This is a genomic window from Streptococcus sp. 1F3 (assembly GCF_054968985.1).
Map to the genome: position 1 here is coordinate 1 of NZ_JBUEQR010000106.1, position 26,835 is coordinate 26,835.

Genomic DNA, 26,835 nt, shown 5'->3' on the forward strand with positions numbered 1-26,835 from the left:
AGCGCAACAACGGCCTTGCACCTCTTGAAATGAGGAACAAGGCCGTCGCCTAATCTTTTATTATTTCATTGTCCACTTGACAGGGAGCAGTTCACTAAGGGAGGGTTTTAAGATCAATAAAATCATCTAATCAAATCTATATTTTTTATTTAATAGGTTAAAATATGCCATGCTATTTATGGTACTAGCGTCCTTATCCCTTAACAGCTTCATATAGGGTTTTGTAGAGTTTTTGTTTTCCTTGTTTCTGAGCATTCAATTCTTCTTTTCCGTAGTCAAAATTTGCCACGACAAATCCCTCTTCCTCATTAGAAAAGGTGAAAAATTCTAATTCAATGAGTTGATTATGCTTAGAATCTTCTATGGTCTCTTCTCCTAAATGCTTGTTAAATTCTTGAACTTCTTCTTCACGAACCCCGAAACCCATAGCAGTTCCATCTTCAATGATGTTGGAGAAGACTTCTTCTGAGGAGGTGGCTTCCTTTACTGTTATCAGGTAGAGAGCATCAGCTGTTTCTACTTGTCGTACTTCAGTCCATTTTTTTGTATCACTAGCAGAAATCGTATAGACGGTTAAATCTACCGTAGGTTTATTTGGAGTATTGTTTTTTAGTACTTGTTTTCCAAATAGGACGATAACGAGTATTCCAGTTAACGCTAGAAAAGCGATGCAGAGTTTCTTTTTCATATCTTACTTCCTATATCTTTCATATTGATGATACAATCAACCCTATTATAGACAGCAGGGTCATGGGTTGCGATAATCACATATTTGTCTTCAGCTGTTTCATTTAGTAATAAATGAATGATTTCTTTTCCAATCTCACTATCTAAGGCTCCTGTAGGTTCATCTGCTAAAATAATTTTACGTGGTTTCAAGAACATTCTTGCAATGGCTACACGCTGAGCTTGTCCCCCAGATAATTCATAGATTTTCTGATTAAAATAGTCACTAGACAGTCCTACTTTTTCAAGTACCTCAGCGATTATGTTTTTGTCTTTATTGATGAGTTTCAAATTCTCATAGACTGTTTTGTTTTCGATTAAAGAATAATTTTGGAATACATACCCAATAGTATGTTTAAAGAAAGTTCGTTCTTTTGTTTTCCAAATATCCTGCCCATCAACTAAAACAGTTCCACTGTCGATTTTTTCTAATCTTCCGATGATATTGAGAAGTGTACTTTTTCCTGAACCAGAACCTCCAATTAAGGCATAGCTTTTTCCAGCTTCAAAGCTTACATTTAAATCTGTAAATATTTCTTTTGAACCGAATTTTTTCGTAACATTCAAAATGTCAATGGTCATTGTTCATCTCCTTTTAAAATTTGAGTGTATTTTCTAGATAATTTTCTAAAACTCAATAGGGTTGAAAACGTTAAAACGATTAAAGAAGTAGCACCAATCGTTAGTAGTTCGATCTGTTTGGTCATTACAAATGCCAATAGGAAAGTCAATGTAATCGTCAAAATGAAATATTTGAGGCTAGAAATGGCGATACCTGTTTTTGAAAGGCCTAGAATTATTTTTTTCACGTAGTCATTCTGTTTTGAAGCTATCAATAGTTGAGTATATTGATAAATGAGGAGAAAGACAATAGAGTAAATAATCTTCTGTAATATCTTTGAAAGAAAGACTTGGTGCTCTAAGGATTGAAGATTCAGTTGTACAATTTGGTAAACGTCTACTGGCTCCATTGAAAAGTTCAAATGACCACTCCTATCATTCATTTTCCTGATTGCTTCAGGACTAAAAAGGGAGTTATTGACGATGTTACTTGCCAAAGAGAAATCCTTGTTTTCGATCATTTTATCAGTGTCTAATACAACTACGATGTTATCTTTGCTATCTACTGCACCTGCTAAATGGGGAATATCTTTATTTTCATGATCATTGTCCCCATGCTCGTTGAAATAAAAAATTCTTTTTCCATTAGGAATGATTTGCACTGTAAGATCTTCTTTGGTATAGCTTGTCCCAGTAAATTGTTCTGCCACAACTGTATTTTCAATGGATTCCCTACTGTCTTTGAATTTATCAGGAATATAGAGGGTGGCTATCTTGTGATTTAAAATTTGATAGTTGGTTCCATTCACCTTATTTTGTACACTAGCACCTGTTTGATTGATATAAATCAGCTCTTTGTTTACTTCTGGATTCGTTATACCATCGCTCTTTAACCTTTTAGAAAAATCTTTTGCAACATCAGAGTTTTTCATATAATCTGGAATATATACCGAAGAGGGGTTAATATATAAAAAATCTAAATTTTTTAAGGTGCTGGCTATCTGTAGATACTGCTCATTTGTATTTACTTCTCCGTTATGAATAGATTGATTTTCAATCCCCAACAACTCTAGCCGTTGCCATTTTTTCACGTAGTTCCATGGTTCTAAATGTTCTATCTGAATGCTTATTCTTGCTTGGCTAATCTTGGTTTCTTGTAAAAAAATCCCTGAAATAATGATGATACCAGAAATAATGACCAGCCATATGATAAAGAGTAGTTTATTTTTTGCCTTATTTTTGATAATTTCAATTGGTTTTTCCATTCTAATAGTCAGCCAAAAGAGGACAAAGGTGATGAAGTCCACGATTTGAAAGAGGACAAAATTCGTGAACAGCATGGCGAAAAATAATTTGGAACTGTAAGTGAAGATCCCACTACCCCAAAAAGAACTGTAAGCAAGCATCAATAAGGCAATCAAGACTAGTTCAAAAGTCAACGAAATGACATAATCCCTTCTTAGGTTGTATACCGGTAGTCCTAAAGAGCGTCTGATGATCCCTTCTTTAATCTGCCTCGTTCTAACAACAAATAAAACAACTACTAAAGTTAAGTAAATGGATACCATGAGCAAGAACCTTAAATCCCCGGTGAATTGCAAGATTCCCCCTATATACCAGGGGTAAGCCATATAGATTGCTTGTAGTCCGGTAGCCGTAAGGGCTTGTAAACTCGTTGAATCTATTTTTCCTAGGGTATAATACATTCCTGTTATTGGTGCAGACTTTAATTGTTCGTAGTCAGTATCATTGAAGTTTATATAGATGACTTGACCCGAACTCTGAACGATCGGCTTGTAAATGGTGACTTTTTGCGTTTTTGATAGGTCACTAATTGTTTGGTAGATTTCCTTACTAGAAAGGTTGCTTTCCCCTTGAATGGAAAAGGCACCATCAATTGCTAAAGGTACTGGATTGTGAGTATCGCTAATACTGATAACACCAATTGCAGCCATCAAACAAAAGAAGAAGCCAATGACACCTAATTTTAATTTCATAAACACCTACCTGTCAGTATAAAATACCCTATAGTATCATAGGGTATTTTAGCTTTTGTCTACTATTTTGAAAATCTAAAGTAATCCCAATATGCATTCTTTAATAATATATTAACATATTTTGTTTTGGTTTCAAAATAGGAGTGAAAGATTTTGGGAATAAAAACAAGACTTTCTGTGGTAGCAGAAAGAGAGCTAGTCTAGGTGCTGGTTCTTACTCAACTATTTACTTGCTTCTTTGTGCATTGAGTATGAAAAGGATAAGTTGACCGAGCAAGTGCCTTATGATATACTGAAAAAATGGTAGAATCGTATAGTAAAAACGCCAACCACAATATGCGCCGTCCCGTCGTTAAGGAAGAAATTGTGGAGATGATGCGAACACGTCAGGCGCAAAATACCGGCTTTTTAAAAGAATTGGAGGACTTTGCTTGTCAGGAAAATATTCCGATTATTCCTCGGGAAACGACGGCTTATTTTCGCCTATTGATGCAAGTCTTACAACCCTCTGCTATTTTAGAAATTGGGACTGCGATTGGCTACTCTGCACTTTTGATGGCAGAAAACAGTCCAGCTTCTAAGATTACAACCATTGATCGCAATGAAGAGATGATTGGTTTAGCTAAGGAAAATTTCGATAGGTACGACAAGCGACATCAGATTGAATTACTGGAGGGTGAGGCCATGGAGATTTTACCGACCTTGGCAGATGCCAGTTATGACTTTGTCTTTATGGATTCAGCCAAGTCTAAATACATCGTCTTTTTGCCAGAAGTCTTAAAGAAACTAAAGGTCGGAGGCTTGATTATTCTCGATGATATTTTCCAAGGTGGAGATGTTGTACGAGATATTAGGGAAGTTCGCCGAGGTCAGCGAACCATCTATCGAGGCCTGCAAGCGTTGTTTGATGCAACCTTGGATAATCCTGATTTGACAGCTAGCTTAGTACCTATGAGTGACGGTCTACTCATGCTTAGAAAAAATGTAGAAAAGGTTCGGTTAAGTCCAGAAAAAATTTAAGTAATTTTTAAACCTTTATGGTATAATGATAGGGTTAATAAAAAAGGAGAACAAATTCATCATGAAGACTAAAAAAATTCTCGCAGGTGCTGTAACCCTGTTTGCAGCAGTAACGCTAGCAGCTTGTTCAAATGGGGCTAGTAAAGATATCGTGACCATGAAAGGCAATACGATTGACGTATCTGAATTTTATGAACGGGTAAAGACCAAGCAACAGGCCCAACAAGAGCTTTTATCAATGGTGATTGAATATGTCTTTGAGAAAGAGTATGGAGACAAGGTGTCTGCAAAAGAAGTAGACGAAGTTTATGATAAAATAGCAAAACAAAGTGGCGAGTCCTTTATCACAGCTTTAACCTCAGCAGGATTTACAGAAGAAAGCTATAAGCAACAAATCCGTGCCAACAAGCTGGTTGAAGTTGCAGTAAAAGAAGCGGCTGAAAAAGAATTGACAGATGAAAAGTACAAAGAAGCCTATGACGCTTACACACCAGAGGTGACGGCACAAATCATTCAGTTGAGTGATGAAGCCAAAGCAAATGAAGTCTTAGCGCAAGCACAAGCTGAAGGGGCGGATTTTGCTCAGTTGGCAAAAGATCATTCACTAGACGCTGCAACGAAAGAAAATGGTGGAACGGTTAAATTTGACTCTACGTCAACCACTGTACCAGAAGAAGTGAAGACAGCTGTCTTTGCCTTGAATAATGATCAAGTAGGTGCTTCTGTTGTTAAAAGTATCAACCTTTCGAATTACCAAGTCAGCTACTACGTGGTGAAGTTGAATACGAAATCAGAAAAAGCTGCTGATTGGAAAGAGTACAAGGATATCTTAAAAGATAGCTTTATCAAGTCAAAACAAAATGACCCAACCTTTGTGAAAAATGTGATTTCAGAAACCTTTAAGAAAGCCAATGTCAAAGTGAAAGATCAGGCATTCCAAAGTATCCTATCACAATACATCACAACTGATGACGCTTCAAGCTCAACTTCTTCAACAGAAGTTTCAAGTAGTTCTGAAACAAATGAATCAAGCTCAGCTTCTTCAACAGAAGCCTCAAGCAGTTCTGAAACAAACGAATCAAGTTCAGACAAGTAAGATTAGGAATGGATATCCAACTCCCCTTATTTCAGAGAATTGGCGGTCGGTGTGAGCCATATAAGGTGGGATATCCTGCTACTTAATCTGTGAAAATGGTATAGGAAATGAGAATGACAGACAAGTTCATTGAATGAAGGTGGTACCGCGGTTTTTCGCCCTTCGTTAGTGTTCTTGTTTTTTCTTTTTTGGAGGTCTAGGATGAAGCAATTTGAGATTCAGCAACGTTTTTGGTCACGGGGTGGACGGTTTGATATAAAAGATGACCGTGGCAATCTTTATTATCAGGTAGAGGGTAGTCTCTGGAAGTTGTTTAAGAGCTTTGAAATTCGTGATGCTAGGGGCCAAGTTGTCGGTACCATTCAGCGAACCTTCTCTTGGTTTTTATCTCGTTTTGAGGTAACAGTTGTAGGCCAAGCCCCCTTTATCATTCAGCAGAAGGCTTCTTGGTTTAAACCTCGTTATGAAATTGAAAACCTAGCACTTGAAGTGGTTGGGGATTTCTGGGATATGAAGTTTAAACTACTCCACAATGGTCTTGTGGTAGCTCAAATTGATCAAGAATGGTTTCGGCTGACTTCGACCTACCAAGTAACAGTCTATGAAGATGCTTATGCAGATAGTACAATTGCCCTCGTGATTGCAATCGATTATGTAAAGGAGATGCGGAGTGTAGTAAGAACTGCTGCAACGTAAATGGAAAGGAAATAGGAAAACATGAAACAATTATCTAGTGCCCAAATTCGTCAAATGTGGCTAGACTTTTGGAAGTCGAAAGGACATGCCGTAGAGCCATCTGCTAATCTTGTCCCTGTCAATGATCCGACACTTTTGTGGATCAACTCTGGGGTTGCAACCTTAAAAAAATATTTTGATGGATCGGTAATCCCTGAAAATCCGCGGATTACCAATGCCCAAAAGTCCATTCGAACCAACGATATTGAAAATGTCGGAAAAACAGCTCGTCACCACACCATGTTTGAGATGCTTGGGAATTTCTCTATCGGAGATTATTTCCGTGATGAAGCTATCGAATGGGGCTTTGAACTCTTGACTAGTCCAGAGTGGTTTGGTTTTCCAAAAGAAAAACTCTACATGACCTACTATCCAGACGATACAGATTCCTATAATCGCTGGCTTGCTTTGGGCGTTGAGCCAAGTCACTTGATTCCGCTTGAAGATAATTTTTGGGAAATTGGTGCAGGACCTTCTGGGCCAGATACAGAGATTTTCTTTGATCGTGGAGAGGCCTTTGATCCAGAAAATATCGGCATTCGTCTTCTGGAAGAAGATATTGAAAACGATCGCTATATTGAGATTTGGAATATCGTCTTGTCTCAATTCAATGCAGATCCAGAAGTACCACGTTCTGAGTACAAAGAATTACCAAATAAAAATATTGATACGGGTGCAGGATTGGAGCGCTTGGCAGCGATTTTCCAAGGAGCAAAGACCAATTTTGAAACAGATCTCTTTATACCCATTATTCGAGAAGTGGAGAAATTATCTGGTAAACCCTATGATCCAGATGGGGATAATATGAGCTTCAAGGTTATTGCAGACCATATTCGTGCCCTTTCGTTTGCGATTGGTGATGGGGCGCTTCCTGGAAATGAGGGGCGTGGCTATGTGCTTCGCCGTTTGCTCCGCCGTGCGGTGATGCATGGACGTCGTTTGGGGATTAAGGATTCTTTCCTCTATAGCTTGGTCCTACCAGTAGGGCACATTATGGAAAGTTACTATCCAGAAGTGCTGGAAAAGCATGAATTTATCGAAAAGATTGTAAGGCGTGAGGAAGAAACCTTTGCCCGTACCATCGATGCGGGGTCTATCCACTTGGATGAACTCTTGGCTCAGTTAAAGGAAGCAGGTCAATCGACCCTTGAAGGAAAAGATATTTTCAAATTGTATGATACCTATGGTTTCCCAGTTGAATTGACAGAAGAATTGGCAGAAGATCAAGGCTTTGCGATCGATCATGAGGGCTTTAAGCTAGCCATGAAAGAGCAACAAGAGCGTGCGCGTGCCTCTGTTGTCAAAGGGGGCTCAATGGGGATGCAAAATGAAACCTTGGCAGCTATCACAGAAGCCTCGACCTTTGTCTATGGTGCAGACGAATTAACAGCCAGTCTCACGGTTATGATTGCGGATAATGAGCGTGTGGAGCGTCTATCCAGTGGGGAAGCCTTGCTAGTCTTTGAGCAGACACCCTTTTATGCGGAGATGGGTGGACAGGTTTCAGATCATGGGAATATTCTTGATGAAGCTGGGGCTCTCGTAGCTCGTATCAAAGATGTGCAAAAAGCGCCCAACGGTCAAGCCCTCCATACTGCTGAAGTATTGGGAGAATTGCACAGGGGTAGGACTTATACACTTGTCATTGATACCCAACGCCGTCATCGTGTAATGAAAAACCATACGGCGACCCACCTGCTTCATGCAGCTCTTCATCATGTAATTGGTGAGCATGCAACTCAGGCAGGTTCCCTCAATGAACAAGCATTCTTGCGCTTTGACTTTACCCATTTTGAAGCTGTGACGACGGAGGAACTTCGCCGTATTGAAGAAGAAGTCAATGCCCAAATCTGGGCAGCCCTTCCAGTTGTGACAGTGGAGACGGATATCGAGACAGCTAAGGAAATGGGAGCAATGGCACTCTTTGGTGAAAAATATGGCAAAGAGGTTCGAGTTGTCACGATTGGAGACTACTCTGTTGAGCTATGTGGCGGTACGCATGTGGGCAATACAGCTGAAATAGGTCTCTTCAAGATTCTGAAAGAAGAAGGAATCGGATCAGGGACACGTCGTATCTTAGCTGTTACTAGTCGTGAAGCCTTTCTTGCCTATCGTGAAGAAGAAGAATTGCTTAGAGCAGTTGCTTCAACCATAAAAGCACCACAGATGAAAGAAGTAGCAAATAAGGTTGCAAGCCTCCAAGAACAGTTGCGTGAACTACAAAAGGAAAATACCTCCCTGAAAGAAAAAGCAGCTGCAGCAGCCGCAGGCGATATGTTCAAAGATACGAACGAAGCAAATGGTGTACGCTATATTGCCAAGCAAGTCGAAGTATCAGATGCAGGTGCCTTGCGGACCTTTGCGGATAACTGGAAACAAAAAGAATATTCAGATGTGTTGGTTCTAGTTGCAGCGATTGAGTCCAAAGTCAATGTTCTTGTCGCAAGTAAGACCCAGCAGGTCCATGCTGGCAATCTGATTAAGGAGTTAGCCCCAATTGTCTCAGGTCGTGGTGGTGGAAAACCAGATATGGCTATGGCAGGAGGAAGTGATGCTTCGGCTATCGGTCAACTCTTAGCCGCAGTAGGCAATCAGCTATAAGTAGATAAAAGAATCGAGCTTGTCTCGGTTCTTTTTGTAGGTACGAGGGTGATGTTGTGATGTTAGTGGATTGGTGAGGCAAGGATTTTCTTTGAATGCTGCATTTCTTGGAAGACTATGATGGATGTGGAAGAAGAATTTTAGGAATTTGATATTTTCGGATTGACAACAATAGTTGTCAATTGGTAAAAGATATGTTACAATAAAATCGAGATAAGAGATGGATAGAAAGGAGACGCTGATGGTTTTAAAAAATAGGCTCAAGGAATTGCGAGCTAGAGATGGCTATAATCAGACAGAACTAGCCAAGCTAGCTCAAGTCTCGCGGCAGACCATTAGTTTGATTGAGCGGGGAGAGTATACCCCTTCTGTTGTCATTGCCTTACGGATTGCGCAGATTTTCCAAGAACCCTTGGAGCAGGTCTTTTGTTTGGTGGAAGAAAAAGTGGGGCGATAAGTTCAGTATATACTTGTTTCGTTTCCTTTTAGTACTAGAAAACGATGCAGGCGCTACTGGAGTAGGGCAGAGTGAGTTCCAATCATCTGGAAGATGATTGGAAGCGGGAAATAAGGAAACGGAATTTCCACAATTCATCTAGAAGATGATTGGAAGCGGGAAATAAGGAAACGGAATTTCCACAATTCATCTGGAAGATGATTGGAAGCGGGAAATAAGGAAACGGAATTTCCACAATTCATCTGGAAGATGATTGGAAGTTGGAAATGAGGAAACGTATTTCCACAATCGTTGAAGCAATAAAAGGTAAACGAAATGAGTATAAAAGAAAGATGGAAAAATGATACAGTCCTTTCGTCCTAAAATAGAATGTACGAATCAGTCGAACTGTGCAAAATGACAGCAGACGAAGTGGGGTTAAAAGACATGCCAGCCTCTAGGATTTTTGAGACCTTCGGCTCAAAATGAGGGATAAAAACCTTGAGGGAGGTTGCTTGTCTTATAGGAATACAATAAAGGAGAGAAATAATGCAACAACGAGTAACGTTTTTTGGTAAATATGCACTAGCTGGCTTTCTTAGCGTTTTTATAGTGGGAGCAGTCGTTGGATATATAGGTGAATCCTTTTCATTGGAATTGATAAAAGAGCCACTTTTATGGCTGAGTAGGGGAGTTTTAATCGTTATAGCAGGTTGGAGTTGTTATTTAATAAGAGTGAGCAATCAATCCTATGAGCGGTACACTAGGGAAGAGTTGGATGAAGAAGTCTATGATGTGATCTATCGGCAAACATTTCGTTCCATTGAGTATGCACAGATTGGCTGCAATGTGGCACAGGTTCTGACTATTTTAAATCTGTTCTTAGGAGTCACAGGAACATCAACGCAGACAGGCTATCAGTTTACTTTTATTCCTTTTGACTTGGGACTGCTTTTTCTAATGACGGGCTTGCAGATCCTCCTAGTAAGAGTGATGAGTAAGGTGAGACAATATAAGATGAGTGCTTTTGCTATTCCTCAAGAAGTGAAGGACTATATCTATTCCTATGATGAGGGAGAGAAGGAGGCTGTCTTTGAAAATAGTTTTTTAACTCTTTTCCAGTTGAATCAGCAGGTACTTCCGCTGACCTATCTGGTTCTCTTTGCCCTATCCTTGATAACTGGAGAGCTACAATTTAGTGCTTACGTAGTTGTTGCCTTTATCCATATTTATATGAATATCAACCAATTCAAGCAGGTACGGAATTATTTTAAATAGAGTGATGGTCCTATGTCTAGGAATGATGTTTATCACTCTCATGAAAAACTTGGGATTTGAAAAAACCCTCACGACTTGATGTTAGAAGGAGAAAACGGATGAAAAAATTAGTTGCCAATATTGGTTTGTGGTTTGCGGGTCTAATGGGCTATTTGATAGGGGGAAGTTTTTTGCTGGCTGGTAGTGAATTGTCTGGACAAGCAGATATTCCTGCTTCCTATGCTCAAACAATGGCTATCGTTTTTGGTGTCTTTGGGCTGATTTATCTGACAGCCCTATCTTATCTCCATTGGAATCGGGTCTATAAGAAGCAGGTGATTAAGATTGAACTCCCTAAACCTTGGATGTCTAATGTCCTTTTTCCACTAGGATTGTTTGCTCTTTTACTTATTGTTCAGTTACTGTTACCAATCCCTCCGAGCGATAATCAGAAACTAGTGGTCAATGAGGTTTTAGCCCAGCCCTTCTTTTCTTTCTTTGCAGTTGTCATTTTCGCACCGATTATGGAAGAGCTGATTTTTAGGGGCTTGTTTGCAGGTTATTTCTTTTCAAATTTGACCAAGAAGAGTAGCCTCATCCTCTATTTTGTTTTGACTAGTAGCCTCTTTTGCTTAGTGCATGGACCACGCATGCTGTCAGATTTTCTGATTTACTTTACCATGGGAGCTTCCTTAGCTTGGCTCTATCTTGCCAAACGTGATTTACGGTATTCAATGGGCTTACATGCTGCCAATAACCTCTTATCCTTTATCATGATCGTCTTATAAGATACAAAGCCCGTAAAAAACTCAAAGCGTACCAAGCGTATCCGTAAAGTGAATGGCGTTCACAACACCTGTAGCAAAATAGGCGGTCGAATAGAAGATTTCATTGAGAAATACTAGTTCACTAGAACAGTTCTCAGGTTTTTCCATTCATTTATGTTGCGTATAAGAATATGATTGTTTTTCTTCCCGAAAATAAAAGAAAACACTTACAATTAGCTTATCAGTGCTTTTTATGGAAATCTGTGGTATACTTTTTTAGTTAAACTAAACAAAGTAGAGGCAGATATGACAAATTTAAGAAATGATATTCGTAATGTCGCAATCATCGCTCACGTTGACCATGGAAAAACAACCTTGGTCGATGAGTTGTTAAAACAATCTCAAACACTTGATGAGCGTACACAGCTTGATGAGCGTGCGATGGATTCAAATGATATTGAAAAAGAGCGTGGTATTACTATTCTTGCGAAAAATACGGCAGTTGCTTATAATGGCACTCGCATCAATATCATGGACACACCTGGACACGCAGACTTCGGTGGGGAAGTAGAGCGGATCATGAAAATGGTTGACGGAGTGGTCCTTGTTGTTGATGCCTATGAAGGAACGATGCCACAGACCCGTTTTGTATTGAAAAAAGCGCTGGAGCAGAACCTGACGCCAATCGTAGTTGTGAACAAAATAGATAAGCCTTCTGCTCGTCCTGCAGAAGTCGTAGATGAAGTCTTGGAACTCTTCATCGAGTTGGGAGCAGACGATGACCAATTGGAATTTCCAGTGGTATATGCATCGGCAATCAATGGAACCTCCTCTCTTTCTGATAATCCAGCAGATCAAGAAGAGACAATGGCACCGATTTTTGATACGATTATCGAGCATATTCCAGCTCCTGTAGACAATTCAGATGAACCCTTGCAATTCCAAGTGTCACTTCTAGACTACAATGATTTTGTCGGTCGTATCGGTATTGGTCGGGTCTTTCGTGGAACCGTAAAGGTTGGGGATCAAGTCACCCTTTCTAAATTGGACGGGACAACAAAGAACTTCCGCGTGACCAAACTCTTTGGTTTCTTTGGTCTTGAACGCAAGGAAATTCAAGAGGCAAAAGCAGGGGACTTGATTGCTGTTTCTGGTATGGAAGACATTTTCGTTGGAGAGACGGTCACTCCTACAGATGTGATTGAGCCCTTGCCAGTGCTTCGGATTGATGAGCCAACTCTTCAGATGACCTTCCTTGTCAACAATTCACCATTTGCAGGTCGGGAAGGGAAATGGATTACTTCACGTAAGGTTGAAGAGCGTCTTTTGGCGGAGTTACAAACAGATGTATCACTCCGTGTTGATGCAACGGACTCACCAGATAAATGGACTGTTTCAGGTCGTGGGGAATTGCACTTGTCTATCTTGATTGAAACGATGCGACGTGAAGGTTATGAACTTCAGGTATCACGTCCAGAAGTGATCATCAAGGAAGTCGATGGGGTGAAAATGGAGCCGTTTGAGCGTGTGCAAATTGACACTCCCGAAGAATATCAAGGTTCCGTTATTCAAAGCCTATCTGAGCGTAAGGGTGAAATGCTTGATATGCAGGCGACAGGAAATGGTCAAACTCGCTTGGTCTTTCTAGTTCCAGCTCGTGGGTTGATTGGGTATTCAACAGAATTCCTTTCAATGACCCGTGGATATGGAATCATGAACCATACCTTTGACCAATACCTTCCAGTAGTTCCAGGTGAGATTGGAGGCCGTCACCGTGGTGCCTTGGTTTCAATTGATGCAGGAAAAGCAACGACCTACTCCATTATGCGGATTGAAGAGCGTGGTACAATCTTTGTTAATCCAGGGACAGAAGTGTACGAGGGGATGATCATCGGTGAAAATTCGCGAGAAAATGATTTGACGGTTAATATTACAACCGCCAAAGCCATGACCAATGTCCGTTCAGCAACCAAGGATCAAACTGCAGTCATAAAAACACCACGTATCTTGACCTTGGAAGAATCACTTGAATTTTTGAATGACGATGAATACATGGAAGTGACACCAGAATCCATCCGTTTACGGAAGCAAATTTTAAATAAAGCAGAGCGTGATAAGGCTGCTAAGAAGAAAAAATTAGCAGCTGAAGAGGGCTAAGCCGATGTTCTATCTAATTGTTGCCATTATGTTGGTACTATTCTACATCTTTGTGGCACCGAGCAACATCAAAGGAACCATGAATGTGGTGGCGGCAGTATTCGTCGTTGTCGGGCTTTTGATTACTCTTTTACTGGCTTTTTTGAAGGTTTTGCAATCTCCACCCGAAATGTGGCTGGTTATCGGAATGGTCGTGGTGGGACTGTCTGCCATGCGTGATATTTATTTCTTAGACAAGCCAGTGAAACGGCGAACAAGTCCAAGAAGACCCTATCGTTACCGTTAGGATTCAGTACTTTTGTATGTCATGAAAGGTGGAAACTCTAGCTCTCCTATTGGAGTTAGGGTTTCTTTTTGTCTTTTATTCCTTTTATAATCTTCTAGTCTATATTGACGAATTGAACTGAGCTCGGACTGAAAATGCTAGGAAAAAGATAGGTTGCGGTCGTTTGCGATACTGTGAGAGGTTTCCTCTCTTTTTTTGCCTTCTTTCGCTTGAAAAAGGAGCGTATTCAATGTAAAATAGATAGGCTAGGTATAGAAAGTATGGTAGAAATATGCAGCAGATAAAACGATTTGAAAATAAAAAGGTCTTAGTTTTGGGGCTTGCCAAGTCTGGCGAGGCAGCGGCACGTTTATTGGATACATTAGGGGCAATTGTAACCGTCAATGACGGCAAACCCTTTGAAGAAAATCCAACAGCCCAGGCTCTATTAGAAGCGGGAATCCGTGTGATTTGTGGCAGTCATCCCTTGGAATTACTGGAGGAAGACTTTGCCTTACTTGTGAAAAATCCAGGGATTCCTTATGACAATCCTATGGTGGAAAAGGCGCTAGAAAAGGGTATTCCTGTCTGGACTGAGGTAGAGTTGGCCTATCTTGTCTCAGAAGCTCCGATCATCGGAATCACTGGTTCAAACGGGAAAACGACGACGACAACGATGATTGCTGAAGTTCTCAAACAGGGTCAAAAATCCGCTAGACTATGTGGCAATATTGGGCTACCTGCTTCAACCATTGCTCAAGATGTAGGCGCAAGTGATCTCTTAGTCATGGAATTATCCTCTTTCCAACTGATGGGAACAGAGAGTTTTCATCCCCATATCGCAGTGATCACCAATTTGATGCCAACGCATCTTGACTACCATGGTTCATTTGAAGAATACGTGGCAGCCAAATGGCGGATTCAAGAGCAAATGACGGAAGATGACTTTGTTATTCTCAATATGAATCAGGAAATTGCAGCGTCACTGGTTCATCAGACCAAGGCACAAGTGGTTCCGATTTCGACACAAGAACCTGTTGACGGGGCCTACTTGGTAGCTGACCAACTCTACTTTAAGGGAGAGAGAATAATGGCTGCTAGCGAATTGGGGGTACCAGGTAGCCACAATATTGAAAATGCCCTGACCACTATTGCAGTTGCTAAGATGCTGGGGGTTGATAATTTAGCGATTAAAGAGGCTCTCTCTACTTTTGGTGGGGTCAAGCACCGTCTACAAGAGGCAGGTCAAATTAAAGGAGTGACCTTCTATAATGATAGTAAGTCAACCAATATCTTAGCGACCCAAAAAGCTTTGTCAGGTTTTGAGAATGCCAGGGTTATTTTGATTGCAGGTGGGCTCGATCGTGGCAATGAATTTGATGAGTTGGTGCCTGATTTAGTGGGCTTGAAACATATGGTTATCTTGGGACAATCTGCTCCACGGCTCAAACGTGCAGCCCATAAAGCTGCTGTGCCTTATACAGATGCTCAAGATGTGGCAGATGCAACTAGAAAGGCTTATCAACTAGCGACAGCAGGAGATATTGTCTTGCTCAGTCCTGCCAATGCTAGCTGGGACATGTATGCCAATTTTGAAGTCCGTGGAGATAGCTTCCTCCAGACCATTGAGGAATTGAAGGGAAATAACTAGCATATGAAAAAGATAGTCTTTACTGGGGGAGGGACAGTCGGACATGTGACCTTAAACCTCTTATTGATTCCACGCTTTCTCAAGGATGGTTGGGAAGTGCATTACATTGGTGATCGCAAGGGAATTGAGTATCAGCAATTGCTTCAAGCAGGACTGGATGTTCAGTTTCATGGAATTGCCACAGGAAAACTGCGTCGCTATTTTTCTTGGCAAAACCTGCTAGATGTTTTTAAGGTGGCATGGGGAATTGTCCAGTCCATTGTGATTTTACTGGCGATTCGTCCGCAAGCCCTCTTTTCAAAGGGTGGTTTTGTATCTGTTCCGCCAGTCATCGCTTCTCGTCTTCTGGGCATTCCTGTCTTTATTCATGAGTCGGATCTGTCCATGGGCTTGGCTAATAAAATTGCTTATCAATTTGCAACGACTATGTATAGTACCTTTGAGCAGAGTGCGGACTTGGATAAGGTCAAGCACGTAGGAGCAGTCACAAAGGTGGCATCTGTAAACAATGTCACTCCGATTCAGCTTCCTGAAGTGCTGAGTCAGTTTGATGAAGATGTTCCCACCCTGCTCTTTGTGGGTGGTTCAGGTGGTGCTAAGGTCTTTAATGAGTTGATTAGCCAGCATCAGGCTGCCTTAACTGAGCGCTTTAATATCATCAATTTGACAGGGGATTCAAGTCTGAATCACTTGTCAAGGAGATTGTATCGGGTGGATTATGTGACGGATTTATACCAACCCTTGATGAAAGAGGCTGACGTGGTCATTACTCGCGGTGGTTCAAATACGATTTTTGAGCTGGTTGCGATGCAAAAACTACACCTAATCATTCCATTGGGGCGTCAGGCTAGTCGTGGAGACCAGCTAGAAAATGCCCGTTATTTTGAAGAAAAAGGCTATGCTAAGCAATTAGAAGAAAGCCAGCTCACACTTGAAAACGTATTGGGAGCAGTGGAGCAATTGTTGGAAGAAAAAGAAAGCTATATCGAGCGAATGAAGCATTCGACAGAGATTCAAACCGTTGATCATTTTTATCAATTATTGAAGACAGATATAGATAGAAAGGCATAGAATGACAGAAAAGGACTCCTTGGAAGAGGTCAAACAGGTAGCGCAAGAAGAGCAAGAAGAAGCGAAAAGCCAAGTAGAAGAACCAAGGCCTGAAACCGAAACCGAGACGGAATCTGACACTGAAGTTGGAGCAGAAAGTGATTTTCTTGCCCAATGGAAGGAAAGGCATCAGGCTTATTTGGCGAGCCAGCAAGAAACTGAGTCAGCGAAAGAGGAAGAAAAGCCTGAAGCAACAGCCCTGCTCCCTGGCGAGAAAGTAAAAGAAGAAGCAAAGAGAAAGCGCGACAAGCTCCATTCTGTTCAAGCGCTGGAACCAAAGAGAGGAACGGAACCTAATCCGATTTCCCGCAAGATCCTCTTACAAGCTAGTCCTATTATGTTGCTAGCGATCATGGCTATGCTGTTGGCTGTTTATTTTATCAGTCCTTTGAGTAAAGAAAAGAAGATTGAGGTGGTTGGCAATCAACTTCTCGATGCGAAAACGGTTCTTGCTTACAGCCAGATTTCTGATAAAGACTATGTTTTGACAACCTTACTACAGGCTAAAAGCATTGAAGCTACTATCAAAAATAGCAGCAATATTGTTAAGACCGATAAGATGACTTTTCAATTCCCCAATCGGTTTACGATTGAGCTTGAAGAGTTCGCTGAAGTCGGGTATCTAAAAGAGACCGATCGCTATCGTCTGGTCTTGTCTAGTGGAGCTATTTCAGAGACGACGCTTACCAACGAAGCCTTACCTGAACGCTATACCTTTATCAACATAGCAGATAAAGATTTGGTTAAGGAGCTAGCGCTACAATTAGCATCAATTGATACAGAAATACTTCGTAATATTGAGAGTATAGAGCTGACTCCTAGCAAGGTAACGGCTGATTTACTGACGATGTCTATGTACGATGGGCATACCGTGCTCCTTCCCCTCAGTGAAATTGATACGAAACTCCCTTACTACTCTGGTATAGCCAAGCAACTTTCTGTTCCGAGTATCGTGGACATGGAGGTCGGTGCATTTAGCTATGCAAAATAGAAGAAATAACAGAAAAAAGGTTTTTATCCCCATTTTTTGATATTGTATGGTATAATGGAGAGTGAATAATTATATTTAAACATGGAACTAAAAATTCTTAAAAAGATTGAGAAGTAAGAGAGGACTGACAGGATGGCTAGAAATGGCTTTTTCACGGGATTAGATATCGGTACAAGCTCCGTTAAAGTCTTGGTTGCAGAATATGTAGAAGGTGAAATGAATGTGATTGGCGTGAGCAATGTCAAAAGCTCAGGCGTGAAAGATGGAATCATTGTCAATATTGATGTGGCAGCAAATGCGATTAAAACAGCGATTGCACAAGCTGAAGAAAAGGCAGGTATCCGGATTGATAAGGTAAATGTTGGTTTACCAGCAAACCTCCTGCAGATAGAGCCTACTCAAGGCATGATTCCCGTGACAACAGATTCGCAAGAAATTACAGACTTGGATGTGCAAAATGTTGTGAAGTCGGCTCTGACGAAGAGCATGACGCCAGAGCGTGAAGTCATTTCCTTTATACCAGAAGAGTTTGTAGTAGATGGTTTCCAAGGCATCAAAGACCCTCGTGGAATGATGGGAATTCGTTTGGAGATGCGTGGAATGCTCTACACTGGTCCACGTACAATCTTACACAATTTACGCAAGACAGTTGAGCGTGCAGGCGTTCAAGTAGAAAATGTTGTCATCTCTCCGCTCTCATTAGCACGTTCCGTTCTCAATGAAGGTGAAAAAGAATTCGGTGCCATCGTTATTGACCTCGGTGGTGGGCAAACAACAGTTGCCGTTATGCGTGGTCAGGAATTGCAATACACCAATATTTATCAAGAGGGTGGCGATTATATCACCAAGGATATTTCTAAAGTACTGACCACCTCTCAAAGCATTGCTGAAAACTTGAAGTTTAATTATGGAATTGCCTACCCTCAAGAGGCGAGTGAAAAAGAGAAATTCATGGTTGAAGTAATCGGGGAATCCGCTCCAGTAGAAGTGACGGAGCGCTACCTGTCAGAAGTGATTTCAGCCCGTTTGCGTCAAATCTTCACTCGTGTGAAGCAAGATCTAGAGCGGACGCGCGCCTTAGACTTGCCAGGTGGGATCGTCTTAGTTGGTGGAGTGGCAGTCTTACCCGGTATTACAGAACTTGCTCAAGAAATTTTTGGGGTCAATACGAAGCTTTATGTACCTAATCAGATTGGAATCCGCAATCCAGCCTTTGCCCCAGTGATCAGCTTGGTGGAGTATGTAGGTAGCCTAGATGAAGTTGAAATGATTGCTCAATCAGCTGTGAACGGTGAAGCAACGCTTCGACAAAAACCAATCGATATTCCATATGACACACCAACTGTTCGTCCGACTGTCCAGTCCATTCCTAAAGAAGTTCCAAGAGAGGTTGTTCCTGAACCAGTTGAGGATGGTCCCTACACTTCTTATGCGGAGACAGAAGAGGAAGAATCAAAAGTGAAAATTACAGATCGCATTCGTGGTTTGTTTGGAAGCATGTTTGAATAAGAAAAGAAAAGGTGATGAAACGATGACATTTTCATTTGAAGCAGCAGCAGCTCATGGTGCTGTCATTAAAGTTATTGGTGTTGGTGGTGGTGGCGGAAACGCTATTAACCGCATGATTGAAGAAGGCGTTTCTGGTGTCGAATTTATCGCGGCTAATACAGATGTTCAAGCCCTTAGCAGTTCAAAAGCTGAAACCGTTATCCAATTAGGTCCTAAATTGACTCGTGGACTCGGTGCTGGAGGGCAACCTGAGGTTGGTCGCAAGGCGGCTGAAGAAAGTGAAGAAGCTCTTACCAATGTACTGACAGGCGCAGATATGGTCTTCATTACAGCAGGTATGGGGGGCGGTTCAGGGACAGGTGCTGCACCAGTAATCGCACGTATTGCAAAAGGTTTGGGTGCTTTGACAGTTGCAGTTGTCACTCGTCCGTTTGGCTTTGAAGGAAATAAACGTGGTAGCTTTGCAATCGAAGGAATTGAAGGTCTTCGTGAACAAGTTGATACCTTACTGATTATCTCAAACAACAATCTCCTTGAAATTGTAGACAAGAAAACGCCACTTTTAGAAGCACTTAGTGAAGCGGATAATGTTCTACGCCAAGGGGTACAAGGTATTACAGACTTGATTACCAACCCTGGTTTGATCAATTTGGACTTCGCTGACGTGAAGACAGTGATGGAAAATAAGGGGAATGCCCTCATGGGGATCGGTATCGGTTCAGGTGAAGAACGTGTCGTAGAAGCAGCCCGCAAGGCTATCTATTCCCCACTTCTTGAAACAACAATTGATGGTGCAAATGATGTCATTGTCAATGTAACAGGTGGTTACGATATGACCTTGACAGAAGCAGAGGAAGCTTCTGAAATTGTTCATCAAGCAGCAGGTCAAGGGGTTAACATTTGGCTTGGAACTTCTATCGATGAAACGATGAAAGATGAAATCCGTGTAACAGTTGTCGCAACAGGTGTGCGTCAAGAAACAGCTGAAAAATCAGCTCGTCAACGTATGGATTATGCACCGGTCGGTCGCTCGGCTTCGAAACCAACAGCACCAGCAGAAGCGGGAGCTTCTAAAGCTTCAGCCTTTGGTGAATGGGACTTGCGTCGTGAAAATATTCTTCGTCCGACTGAAAGCACAAATCATTCAACAGTTTCAGTTGAAAAATTTGCGATGGATGAGGAAGAAGATGAGTTAGATACTCCACCATTCTTTAGAAATCGATAAGATGAATATACAACAGAATAAAGATGCTGTATTTGTTGCTCTTGAGCAGGCTCAAAAAGATGCACATCGTTCTCAAGACTTAGTCAATGTAATAGCTGTCACCAAGTATGTTGACAGCTCTATTACTAAGGACTTGGTATCTGCGGGGATTCAGCACATTGGTGAAAATCGTGTCGATAAATTTTTAGAGAAATATCAGGCTTTATCAGCCTATCCCGTAACTTGGCACTTGATTGGAAGTTTGCAGCGAAGAAAAGTAAAAGATGTGATTGACTATGTTGATTACTTTCATGCTTTGGATTCGGTCAAATTAGCCCAGGAAATACAAAAACGAGCTACAAAAACCGTGAAATGCTTTCTACAAGTCAACATTTCTAAAGAGGAGAGCAAGCATGGTTTTCGAGTGGAGGAGTTAGAGGAAGTCTTGGAGCAATTCGTACCTCTTGATAAGGTGGAAGTGGTCGGTTTGATGACAATGGCACCTTTTGAAGCGAGCCATGTAGAACTGATGAGTATTTTCTCAGAAGCAAAAAAACTGCAGGAGAGATTGGCAGTCCGTAACCTCCCTCATATGCCTTTTACTGAACTCAGTATGGGAATGAGTCGGGATTTTGCAGAGGCCATTGCCTGTGGAGCAACCTTTATCCGTATTGGAACAGCATTTTTTAAATAAGGAAGAAAAACGTGGCTTTTAAAGATACATTTAAAAATATAATCAATTACTTTGAAATAGATGATGAGAGGGAGCAAGAAGCCTATGGCTTAGAGAATGAAAGCTCTAAGATGAGAGTAGCTTCTATGCCTAGGCATGAGGTGGAGCCGTCTGTGGAACCTTCTAAGTTTATGCGCTCTCAAACGGTTGCAAAACCAGTTACAAGACACCCAGAAGAACAGCAGGTTGTAAAGACAATGACAGGCAAATCAACGATTGATATCAAGTACCCTAAACGGTATGAAGATGCACCAGAAATTGTACAATTGTTAATTGATGATGCTAGTATTTTGATTGACTTCCAACATATGTCTGAAACACAAGCTCGTCGCTGTCTGGACTATTTGGATGGTGCCCGTTCGGTTCTTTCAGGAAATTTGAAAAAGGTGTCCAATACTATGTGGCTATTGACGCCAGCAAAAGTAACGGTCAATATGGAAGAGCTTCGTTCTACAGCTCCCCACTATGCGTCAGAGGCATCTTTTGACTTTGATATGAAGCGGTAAGAGCCATGGCATTTGTGATTTTAATCCTATTAGAAGCATTAAAGCTTTATTCCTATCTTTTAGTTGCTTTCGCTTTTATGTCATGGTTTCCGAATGCTTATGACAGTTTAATTGGACGCTTACTCACTAGTCTTGTCAGACCGATTTTAGCCCCTTTTCAGCGCTTTAAGCTACAATTTTTAGGCTTAGATTGGACTATTGTCTTGGTGTTGTTTTTGATCCAGCTTCTGTCGAAAATCTTGGTCCAACTTGTTTATATATAAGTGATGAATCCAACTTATCAGCAATTATTCCAGCATTTTCCAAAGGAAGAAAAAGCCTTTATTGAAAAGGTCGTCGATGACTGCCAGCAGGTGGATCGAACCTATTCCTATCGGCTCACGCCGTTCTTGAATCCCAAGCAGGATGAGATAGCGCAGTCTATCGCAACTTATTTCCAGTTAAGATATTGGACTAGTCGTGATTTACTAGCCACAGAATATTCGCGCAGTATTATCGCACCAGATTACTATACCTTGGATGAGGAAGATTTTGAAATGGCAATAGTCGAAATCTTCTATCCGCAAAAATATGTGACCTTAACCCATTCTCAGATTTTAGGAACCCTAATCAATCGTTTGGGAGTGAGGCGTGAGTATATTGGAGATATTCTTTTGGAGGAAGGACACACCTATGTCTTATTGGATAAGCGTTTTGTTCCACTTTTGATGAGCGAAGTTGAAAAGATTGGTCGGGTACCTGTGAGTTTCAAGGAGCATGCGATTCAATCGGTAGTGCTTGAACCCTTATCGGAAGCTAGTCTTGAGCAGATTCTCGTATCGAGCTTGCGACTTGATAAGTTGGTTGCGACCGTTTTTCGGATAGCACGTTCCAAGGCCAGTCAGTTGATTGAGACTAGACAGGTGAAGGTTGATTACTCTCCAGTTCTACAAGCAGGAAAGCTTCTAGAAGAGGGGCAATTAGTTAGTGTCAGGGATTTTGGTAGAGTTCGTGTCAAGGCAATTGTCGGATATTCCAAACATGGTAAAGTAAAAGTAGAAATAGAAGTTATTAGAAAGTAGAGAATTATGGTACTTACATCATTAGAGCTAAAAGATAAGACATTCGGCACTAAATTTAGAGGATATGATCCGGAAGAAGTGGAAGAATTTTTGGACATTGTGACCGATGATTATGAAGAGCTTGTGCGGAAAAATCATGAGCAAGAGATGCTGATTAAATCATTGCAGGATCGTCTCGCCTACTTTGATGAGTTGAAAGAATCATTAAGCCAGTCTGTTATCTTGGCACAGGATACAGCTGAAAAAGTCAAGATTGCTGCTAAAGAGCAGGCATCGAATATTATCAAGCAAGCAGAATACGATAATCAAGCCTTGCTCAATGCAACCAAGGATAAGGCGAATGATATTTTACGGACTGCAACGGATAATGCGAAAAAAGTAGCGGTTGAGACAGAGGAGTTGAAGAATAAGACACGTATCTTCCATCAACGTCTGAAGTCAACGATTGAGAGCCAATTGGCCTTAGTTGATTCACCTGAGTGGGAGGAGATTTTACGTCCAACTGCTTCTTACTTACAGACCAGCGATGAAGCCTTCCGTGAAGTATTAGAAGAAGCCTTGGCTGAGTCAGTCGATGCTCCTGAAGATGGTTTGGATGTAACGCGTCAGCTGTCAGCCGAAGAAATAGCTGAATTGGTTCAACAGGCAGAAGCTCTTGAACAAGAAGCAGCACAGGCTGACGTTCAAGAAGAAACAACAGAAGAATAGACCAGTATAATAGAAACAGGATGAGATAGACATATTTCGAGCGAGTAGGTGACGGTGGAAGACCTACATTCCCTAGCTATCTGATTATCATTCTATTGGATTTTCCTTGAAGATAGTAGGGGAAAACGGTTTGCTTTCCGTTATCAAGCAAAAGAGGGATAGGCGAAGTCTGCCTATCTGAACTAAGGTGGTACCACGAACTTTCGTCCTTTTTGACGGAGGTTTTTTATGTTTACAAATAAGTGATATGATTCAATTAAAACTAGTAGATGAAACAACATTTGAAGCGGTTATCCAGCTGTCGGTTGCCCAAAAAGATGAACGCCGCTTGGCTTCCAATCTCTATTCGCTCGCTCAAGCTTGGCTCTATCGTGAAAAGGAGACCTTTGAGCCCTTAGCCATTCTAGCAGGAAAACGGGTAGTGGGCTTTCTCCTATTACTGAAGGAAGAGGAGAAGGAGAGTTATTTGATTTGGCGCTTGATGATTGATCAAGCCTATCAGAACCGTGGTTATGGCAAGGAAGCCTTGAAGTGGGTTATTCGCAGGGCAAGGAATGATCCTGCTTGCAGCCATCTCATTACCAGTTATGTGGTCGGAAATCACAAAATGCGTGGGATTTTAGATGGCTTGGGCTTTCAGTCGACAGGTCTAGCCACCAATGAAATTGTCATGACTTTAGAACTTTAAAAGGAGTATTTATGAAATTAAAAGAAACCCTCAATCTTGGAAAAACAGCGTTTCCAATGCGTGCCGGCTTGCCAACAAAAGAACCCGTATGGCAAAAGGAATGGGAAGAAGCAGAGCTCTACCAAAAACGTCAGGATTTAAACGCAGGGAAATCACATTTTGTTTTGCATGATGGCCCTCCATATGCTAATGGAAACATTCATGTTGGGCATGCTATGAATAAGATTTCAAAAGATATCATTGTGCGTTCGAAGTCGATGTCAGGTTTTTATGCACCCTATGTTCCAGGATGGGATACGCATGGTTTACCAATCGAGCAAGTCTTGGCAAAACAAGGGGTAAAGCGCAAGGAAATGGACTTGGTTGAATACCTCAAGATGTGTCGTGATTATGCCCTTAGTCAGGTAGAAAAACAGCGTGAGGACTTCAAACGCCTTGGTGTGTCTGGTGATTGGGAGAATCCTTATGTGACGTTGACGCCAGACTACGAAGCAGCACAAATCCGTGTCTTTGGTGAAATGGCGAAAAAAGGCTATATCTACCGTGGTGCAAAGCCAGTTTATTGGTCATGGTCATCCGAGTCAGCACTTGCAGAAGCAGAAATCGAATACCATGATTTGGTATCCACCTCTCTTTATTATGCGAATCGGGTCAAAGATGGTAAGGGAATCTTGGATACAGATACCTATATTGTGGTTTGGACGACGACCCCCTTTACCATTACCGCTTCTCGTGGATTGACCATGGGAGCTGACTTTGAGTATGTCGTGGTTAAACCTGAAAATGATGACCGTAAATTTGTCCTTGCAGCTGAATTATTGAACAGTCTGGCAGAGCGTTTTGGCTGGGAAAATCCACAAGTTGTTGCAAGTTATAAGGGACAAGAACTAGATCGGATTGTGACAGAACATCCATGGGATAAAGGGCATGAAGAATTGGTTATGAATGGTGACCACGTTACTCTTGACTCAGGTACAGGGATTGTCCATACTGCCCCTGGATTTGGTGAGGATGACTACAATGTCGGAGTTAAATACGGTCTAGAAGTGGCAGTTACTGTCAATGAACGTGGAATCATGACTGAAGATGCCGGTCCGGATTTTGAGGGACAATTCTATGAAAAAGTAGTCCCAACGGTTATTGACAAATTAGGGGACTTGCTCCTTGCCCAAGAAGAAATCTCCCATTCCTACCCATTTGATTGGCGGACCAAAAAACCAATTATTTGGCGTGCAGTGCCACAATGGTTTGCTTCTGTTTCAAAATTCCGTCAGGATATCTTAGATGAAATCGAAAAAGTGACCTTCCATTCTGAATGGGGAAAGGTTCGCCTTTATAATATGATTCGTGATCGTGGTGATTGGGTCATCTCTCGCCAGCGTGCTTGGGGAGTGCCTCTTCCAATCTTCTATGCAGAAGATGGAACCCCTATTATGAATGAAGAGACAATTGAACATGTAGCAGAGCTCTTTGCAGAACATGGTTCGATCATCTGGTGGGAGAAAGAGGCTAAGGATCTCTTGCCAGCAGGCTTTAGCCATCCGGGATCTCCAAATGGGACCTTTACCAAGGAAACAGACATTATGGACGTTTGGTTTGATTCAGGTTCTTCATGGAATGGTGTCTTGAATACCCGCCTAGAGTTAAGCTATCCAGCGGATTTGTACTTGGAAGGTTCTGACCAGTACCGTGGTTGGTTCAACTCTTCGCTCATCACCTCTGTTGCGGCAAATGGTATTGCCCCTTACAAACAAATCCTTTCTCAAGGTTTCACCTTGGATGGAAAAGGGGAGAAGATGTCTAAATCTCTTGGAAATACAATCTTGCCAAGCGATGTTGAAAAACAATTCGGGGCAGAAATTTTGCGCCTCTGGGTGACGAGTGTTGATACGAGCAATGACGTTCGGATTTCTATGGATATTTTGAACCAAGTATCTGAAACCTATCGAAAAATTAGAAATACCCTCCGTTTCTTGCTTGCCAATACCTCAGATTTTGTACCATCAGCAGATACTGTATCTTATAAGGAGTTGCGCTCTGTTGATCAGTACATGACCATCCGCTTTAATCAAGTAGTGGCTAGCATTCGACAGGCCTATGCTGACTTCAAGTTCTTAGACATCTATAAGACGATTGTCAACTTTGTAACTGTTGACTTATCAGCCTTCTATCTGGATTTTGCCAAGGATGTGGTCTACATTGAGGGTGCTAAATCGCTTGAGCGTCGTCAAATGCAGACAGTTTTCTATGATATTTTAGTTAAATTGACCAAGCTCTTAACCCCAATCTTGCCACATACAGCAGAGGAAATCTGGTCTTACTTGGAGCATGAGGTAGAGGACTTTGTTCAATTAGCTGAATTGCCAGAAGCAGAAAGTTTTGAAAACCAAGAAGAAATCTTGACCATGTGGGCAGGCTTTATGGACTTCCGGACCAAGGCCCAAAAGGCTTTGGAAGAAGCACGGGCAGAAAAAGTGATTGGTAAGTCTCTTGAAGCTCATGTGACTGTTTATCCAAATAAAGAGATGAAAGCATTGCTAGATGCACTCAATAGCGATGTGGCCCAGCTCCTTATCGTATCAAACTTGACAGTCGTAGATGGAGAAGCTCCAGCTAACAGCCTTGTTTTTGAAGAGGTAGCCTTTAGCGTTGAGCGGGCAGCAGGAGAGGTCTGCGAGCGTTGTCGTCGTCTGGATCCAAGCGTTGGCACAAATAGTAATCCACATCTAGCTACTGTTTGTGACCACTGTGCCGCTGTGCTTGAAGCAAACTTCCCAGAAGCTGTAGCAGAAGGATTTGAAGCAAAATAAGCTAGGTATGAAGATGCTCTTTATTACCTGTAAATGATTGCACTATTATAAGAAGTGAGAGGGAATCGGATAGATTCCCTCTTTTATAGCCTGGATTCTTTGGTGGTGGCTGTCCATTATAGTGATTTGTTTTGGCTCTTTGTCAACTGTAGTGGGTTGATGAAAAGCTAACATCGTGAGAGGACGAACTTCGTTCTCTCTTTCTTTACGTTTAAAGCAATCAAAATGCGTTTTTTAAAGTTTTCA

At 41.5% G+C, this 26,835-nt stretch carries 23 protein-coding genes, 2 pseudogenes and 1 other annotated feature; of the genes and pseudogenes, 22 read left to right on the forward strand and 3 right to left on the reverse strand.

Features of this window, described 5'->3' with window-relative positions; genetic code table 11:
- Positions 1 to 193: 193 nt before the first annotated feature.
- Genes ACVPON_RS09210 through ACVPON_RS09220 form a run of 3 tightly spaced genes read right to left on the reverse strand, consistent with a single transcriptional unit; the run spans position 194 to position 3,284 of the window.
- Positions 194 to 688: a hypothetical protein gene (locus tag ACVPON_RS09210; RefSeq protein WP_462878334.1), complete on the reverse strand. Its 495-nt coding sequence runs from the start codon at positions 686 to 688 to the stop codon at positions 194 to 196.
- A complete protein-coding gene (locus tag ACVPON_RS09215; protein WP_462878335.1) occupies positions 685 to 1,308 on the reverse strand; it encodes an ATP-binding cassette domain-containing protein in 624 nt (207 codons plus the stop codon). Before ACVPON_RS09215 ends, ACVPON_RS09210 begins: the two co-directional genes overlap by 4 nt.
- Positions 1,305 to 3,284 carry an ABC transporter permease gene (locus tag ACVPON_RS09220; protein WP_462878336.1) on the reverse strand — a complete coding sequence of 660 codons (1,980 nt, stop codon included), beginning with the start codon at positions 3,282 to 3,284 and terminating at the stop codon, positions 1,305 to 1,307. The genes ACVPON_RS09215 and ACVPON_RS09220 overlap by 4 nt, the downstream gene beginning before the upstream one ends.
- Before the next feature lie 300 nt (positions 3,285 to 3,584).
- On the opposite strand from ACVPON_RS09220, the gene ACVPON_RS09225 reads away from it, so the two are divergent.
- From ACVPON_RS09225 to ileS, 22 genes and pseudogenes are all read left to right on the forward strand, one after another.
- Positions 3,585 to 4,304, forward strand: a complete 720-nt coding sequence (locus ACVPON_RS09225; RefSeq protein ID WP_462878337.1) for an O-methyltransferase — start codon at positions 3,585 to 3,587, stop codon at positions 4,302 to 4,304.
- 61 nt (positions 4,305 to 4,365) lie between these two features.
- A complete protein-coding gene (locus ACVPON_RS09230) occupies positions 4,366 to 5,400 on the forward strand; it encodes a peptidylprolyl isomerase (RefSeq protein ID WP_462878338.1) in 1,035 nt (344 codons plus the stop codon).
- 201 nt (positions 5,401 to 5,601) lie between these two features.
- Positions 5,602 to 6,096 carry an LURP-one-related/scramblase family protein gene (locus ACVPON_RS09235; protein ID WP_462878339.1) on the forward strand — a complete coding sequence of 165 codons (495 nt, stop codon included), beginning with the start codon at positions 5,602 to 5,604 and terminating at the stop codon, positions 6,094 to 6,096.
- A 21-nt stretch (positions 6,097 to 6,117) separates the two neighbouring features.
- The gene (gene alaS, locus ACVPON_RS09240; RefSeq protein WP_462878340.1) at positions 6,118 to 8,736 is read left to right on the forward strand and encodes an alanine--tRNA ligase; all 2,619 of its coding nucleotides are present in this window, start codon (positions 6,118 to 6,120) and stop codon (positions 8,734 to 8,736) included.
- A 241-nt stretch (positions 8,737 to 8,977) separates the two neighbouring features.
- Positions 8,978 to 9,193, forward strand: a complete 216-nt coding sequence (locus tag ACVPON_RS09245) for a helix-turn-helix transcriptional regulator (RefSeq protein WP_462878341.1) — start codon at positions 8,978 to 8,980, stop codon at positions 9,191 to 9,193.
- Positions 9,194 to 9,721: 528 nt separating this feature from the next.
- Entirely contained in the window at positions 9,722 to 10,450 is a 729-nt protein-coding gene (locus tag ACVPON_RS09250) for a DUF3169 family protein (RefSeq protein ID WP_462878342.1), read from the forward strand.
- Between the two features lie 98 nt (positions 10,451 to 10,548).
- The gene (locus ACVPON_RS09255) at positions 10,549 to 11,217 is read left to right on the forward strand and encodes a lysostaphin resistance A-like protein (RefSeq protein ID WP_462878343.1); all 669 of its coding nucleotides are present in this window, start codon (positions 10,549 to 10,551) and stop codon (positions 11,215 to 11,217) included.
- 285 nt (positions 11,218 to 11,502) lie between these two features.
- Complete coding sequence (gene typA / locus ACVPON_RS09260) at positions 11,503 to 13,353, forward strand: translational GTPase TypA (RefSeq protein ID WP_119877051.1); 1,851 nt, start codon at positions 11,503 to 11,505, stop codon at positions 13,351 to 13,353.
- 4 nt (positions 13,354 to 13,357) lie between these two features.
- Positions 13,358 to 13,639 (forward strand): DUF3165 family protein, encoded by a 282-nt coding sequence (locus tag ACVPON_RS09265; protein ID WP_462878344.1) that lies wholly within the window; start codon positions 13,358 to 13,360, stop codon positions 13,637 to 13,639.
- A 271-nt stretch (positions 13,640 to 13,910) separates the two neighbouring features.
- Positions 13,911 to 15,269, forward strand: coding sequence for a UDP-N-acetylmuramoyl-L-alanine--D-glutamate ligase (murD, locus tag ACVPON_RS09270; RefSeq protein WP_462878345.1), 1,359 nt, complete (start codon positions 13,911 to 13,913; stop codon positions 15,267 to 15,269).
- 3 nt (positions 15,270 to 15,272) lie between these two features.
- A complete protein-coding gene (locus ACVPON_RS09275) occupies positions 15,273 to 16,340 on the forward strand; it encodes a UDP-N-acetylglucosamine--N-acetylmuramyl-(pentapeptide) pyrophosphoryl-undecaprenol N-acetylglucosamine transferase (protein ID WP_462878346.1) in 1,068 nt (355 codons plus the stop codon).
- Between the two features lies 1 nt (position 16,341).
- Positions 16,342 to 17,370, forward strand: coding sequence for a cell division protein FtsQ/DivIB (locus ACVPON_RS09280; protein WP_462878347.1), 1,029 nt, complete (start codon positions 16,342 to 16,344; stop codon positions 17,368 to 17,370).
- A gap of 132 nt (positions 17,371 to 17,502) precedes the next feature.
- Entirely contained in the window at positions 17,503 to 18,879 is a 1,377-nt protein-coding gene (ftsA, locus tag ACVPON_RS09285) for a cell division protein FtsA (RefSeq protein ID WP_462878348.1), read from the forward strand.
- Between the two features lie 22 nt (positions 18,880 to 18,901).
- Positions 18,902 to 19,867 (forward strand): annotated as a pseudogene (ftsZ, locus tag ACVPON_RS09290) (cell division protein FtsZ); the annotation flags it as partial.
- A gap of 81 nt (positions 19,868 to 19,948) precedes the next feature.
- Positions 19,949 to 20,104 (forward strand): annotated as a pseudogene (locus ACVPON_RS09295) (cell division protein FtsZ); the annotation flags it as partial.
- A gap of 1 nt (position 20,105) precedes the next feature.
- Positions 20,106 to 20,777 (forward strand): YggS family pyridoxal phosphate-dependent enzyme, encoded by a 672-nt coding sequence (locus ACVPON_RS09300; RefSeq protein ID WP_462878349.1) that lies wholly within the window; start codon positions 20,106 to 20,108, stop codon positions 20,775 to 20,777.
- Between the two features lie 11 nt (positions 20,778 to 20,788).
- The gene (locus ACVPON_RS09305) at positions 20,789 to 21,322 is read left to right on the forward strand and encodes a cell division protein SepF (protein ID WP_462878350.1); all 534 of its coding nucleotides are present in this window, start codon (positions 20,789 to 20,791) and stop codon (positions 21,320 to 21,322) included.
- 5 nt (positions 21,323 to 21,327) lie between these two features.
- Positions 21,328 to 21,585, forward strand: coding sequence for a YggT family protein (locus ACVPON_RS09310; protein WP_462878351.1), 258 nt, complete (start codon positions 21,328 to 21,330; stop codon positions 21,583 to 21,585).
- 3 nt (positions 21,586 to 21,588) lie between these two features.
- Positions 21,589 to 22,383 carry a YlmH family RNA-binding protein gene (locus ACVPON_RS09315; protein WP_462878352.1) on the forward strand — a complete coding sequence of 265 codons (795 nt, stop codon included), beginning with the start codon at positions 21,589 to 21,591 and terminating at the stop codon, positions 22,381 to 22,383.
- A gap of 6 nt (positions 22,384 to 22,389) precedes the next feature.
- Entirely contained in the window at positions 22,390 to 23,091 is a 702-nt protein-coding gene (locus tag ACVPON_RS09320; RefSeq protein ID WP_462878353.1) for a DivIVA domain-containing protein, read from the forward strand.
- Positions 23,087 to 23,305, forward strand: a binding site (T-box leader). (Overlaps the previous gene by 5 nt.)
- A gap of 33 nt (positions 23,306 to 23,338) precedes the next feature.
- Positions 23,339 to 23,779 (forward strand): GNAT family N-acetyltransferase, encoded by a 441-nt coding sequence (locus ACVPON_RS09325; RefSeq protein ID WP_462878354.1) that lies wholly within the window; start codon positions 23,339 to 23,341, stop codon positions 23,777 to 23,779.
- An 11-nt stretch (positions 23,780 to 23,790) separates the two neighbouring features.
- The gene (gene ileS, locus ACVPON_RS09330; RefSeq protein WP_462878355.1) at positions 23,791 to 26,589 is read left to right on the forward strand and encodes an isoleucine--tRNA ligase; all 2,799 of its coding nucleotides are present in this window, start codon (positions 23,791 to 23,793) and stop codon (positions 26,587 to 26,589) included.
- Positions 26,590 to 26,835: the final 246 nt, after the last annotated feature.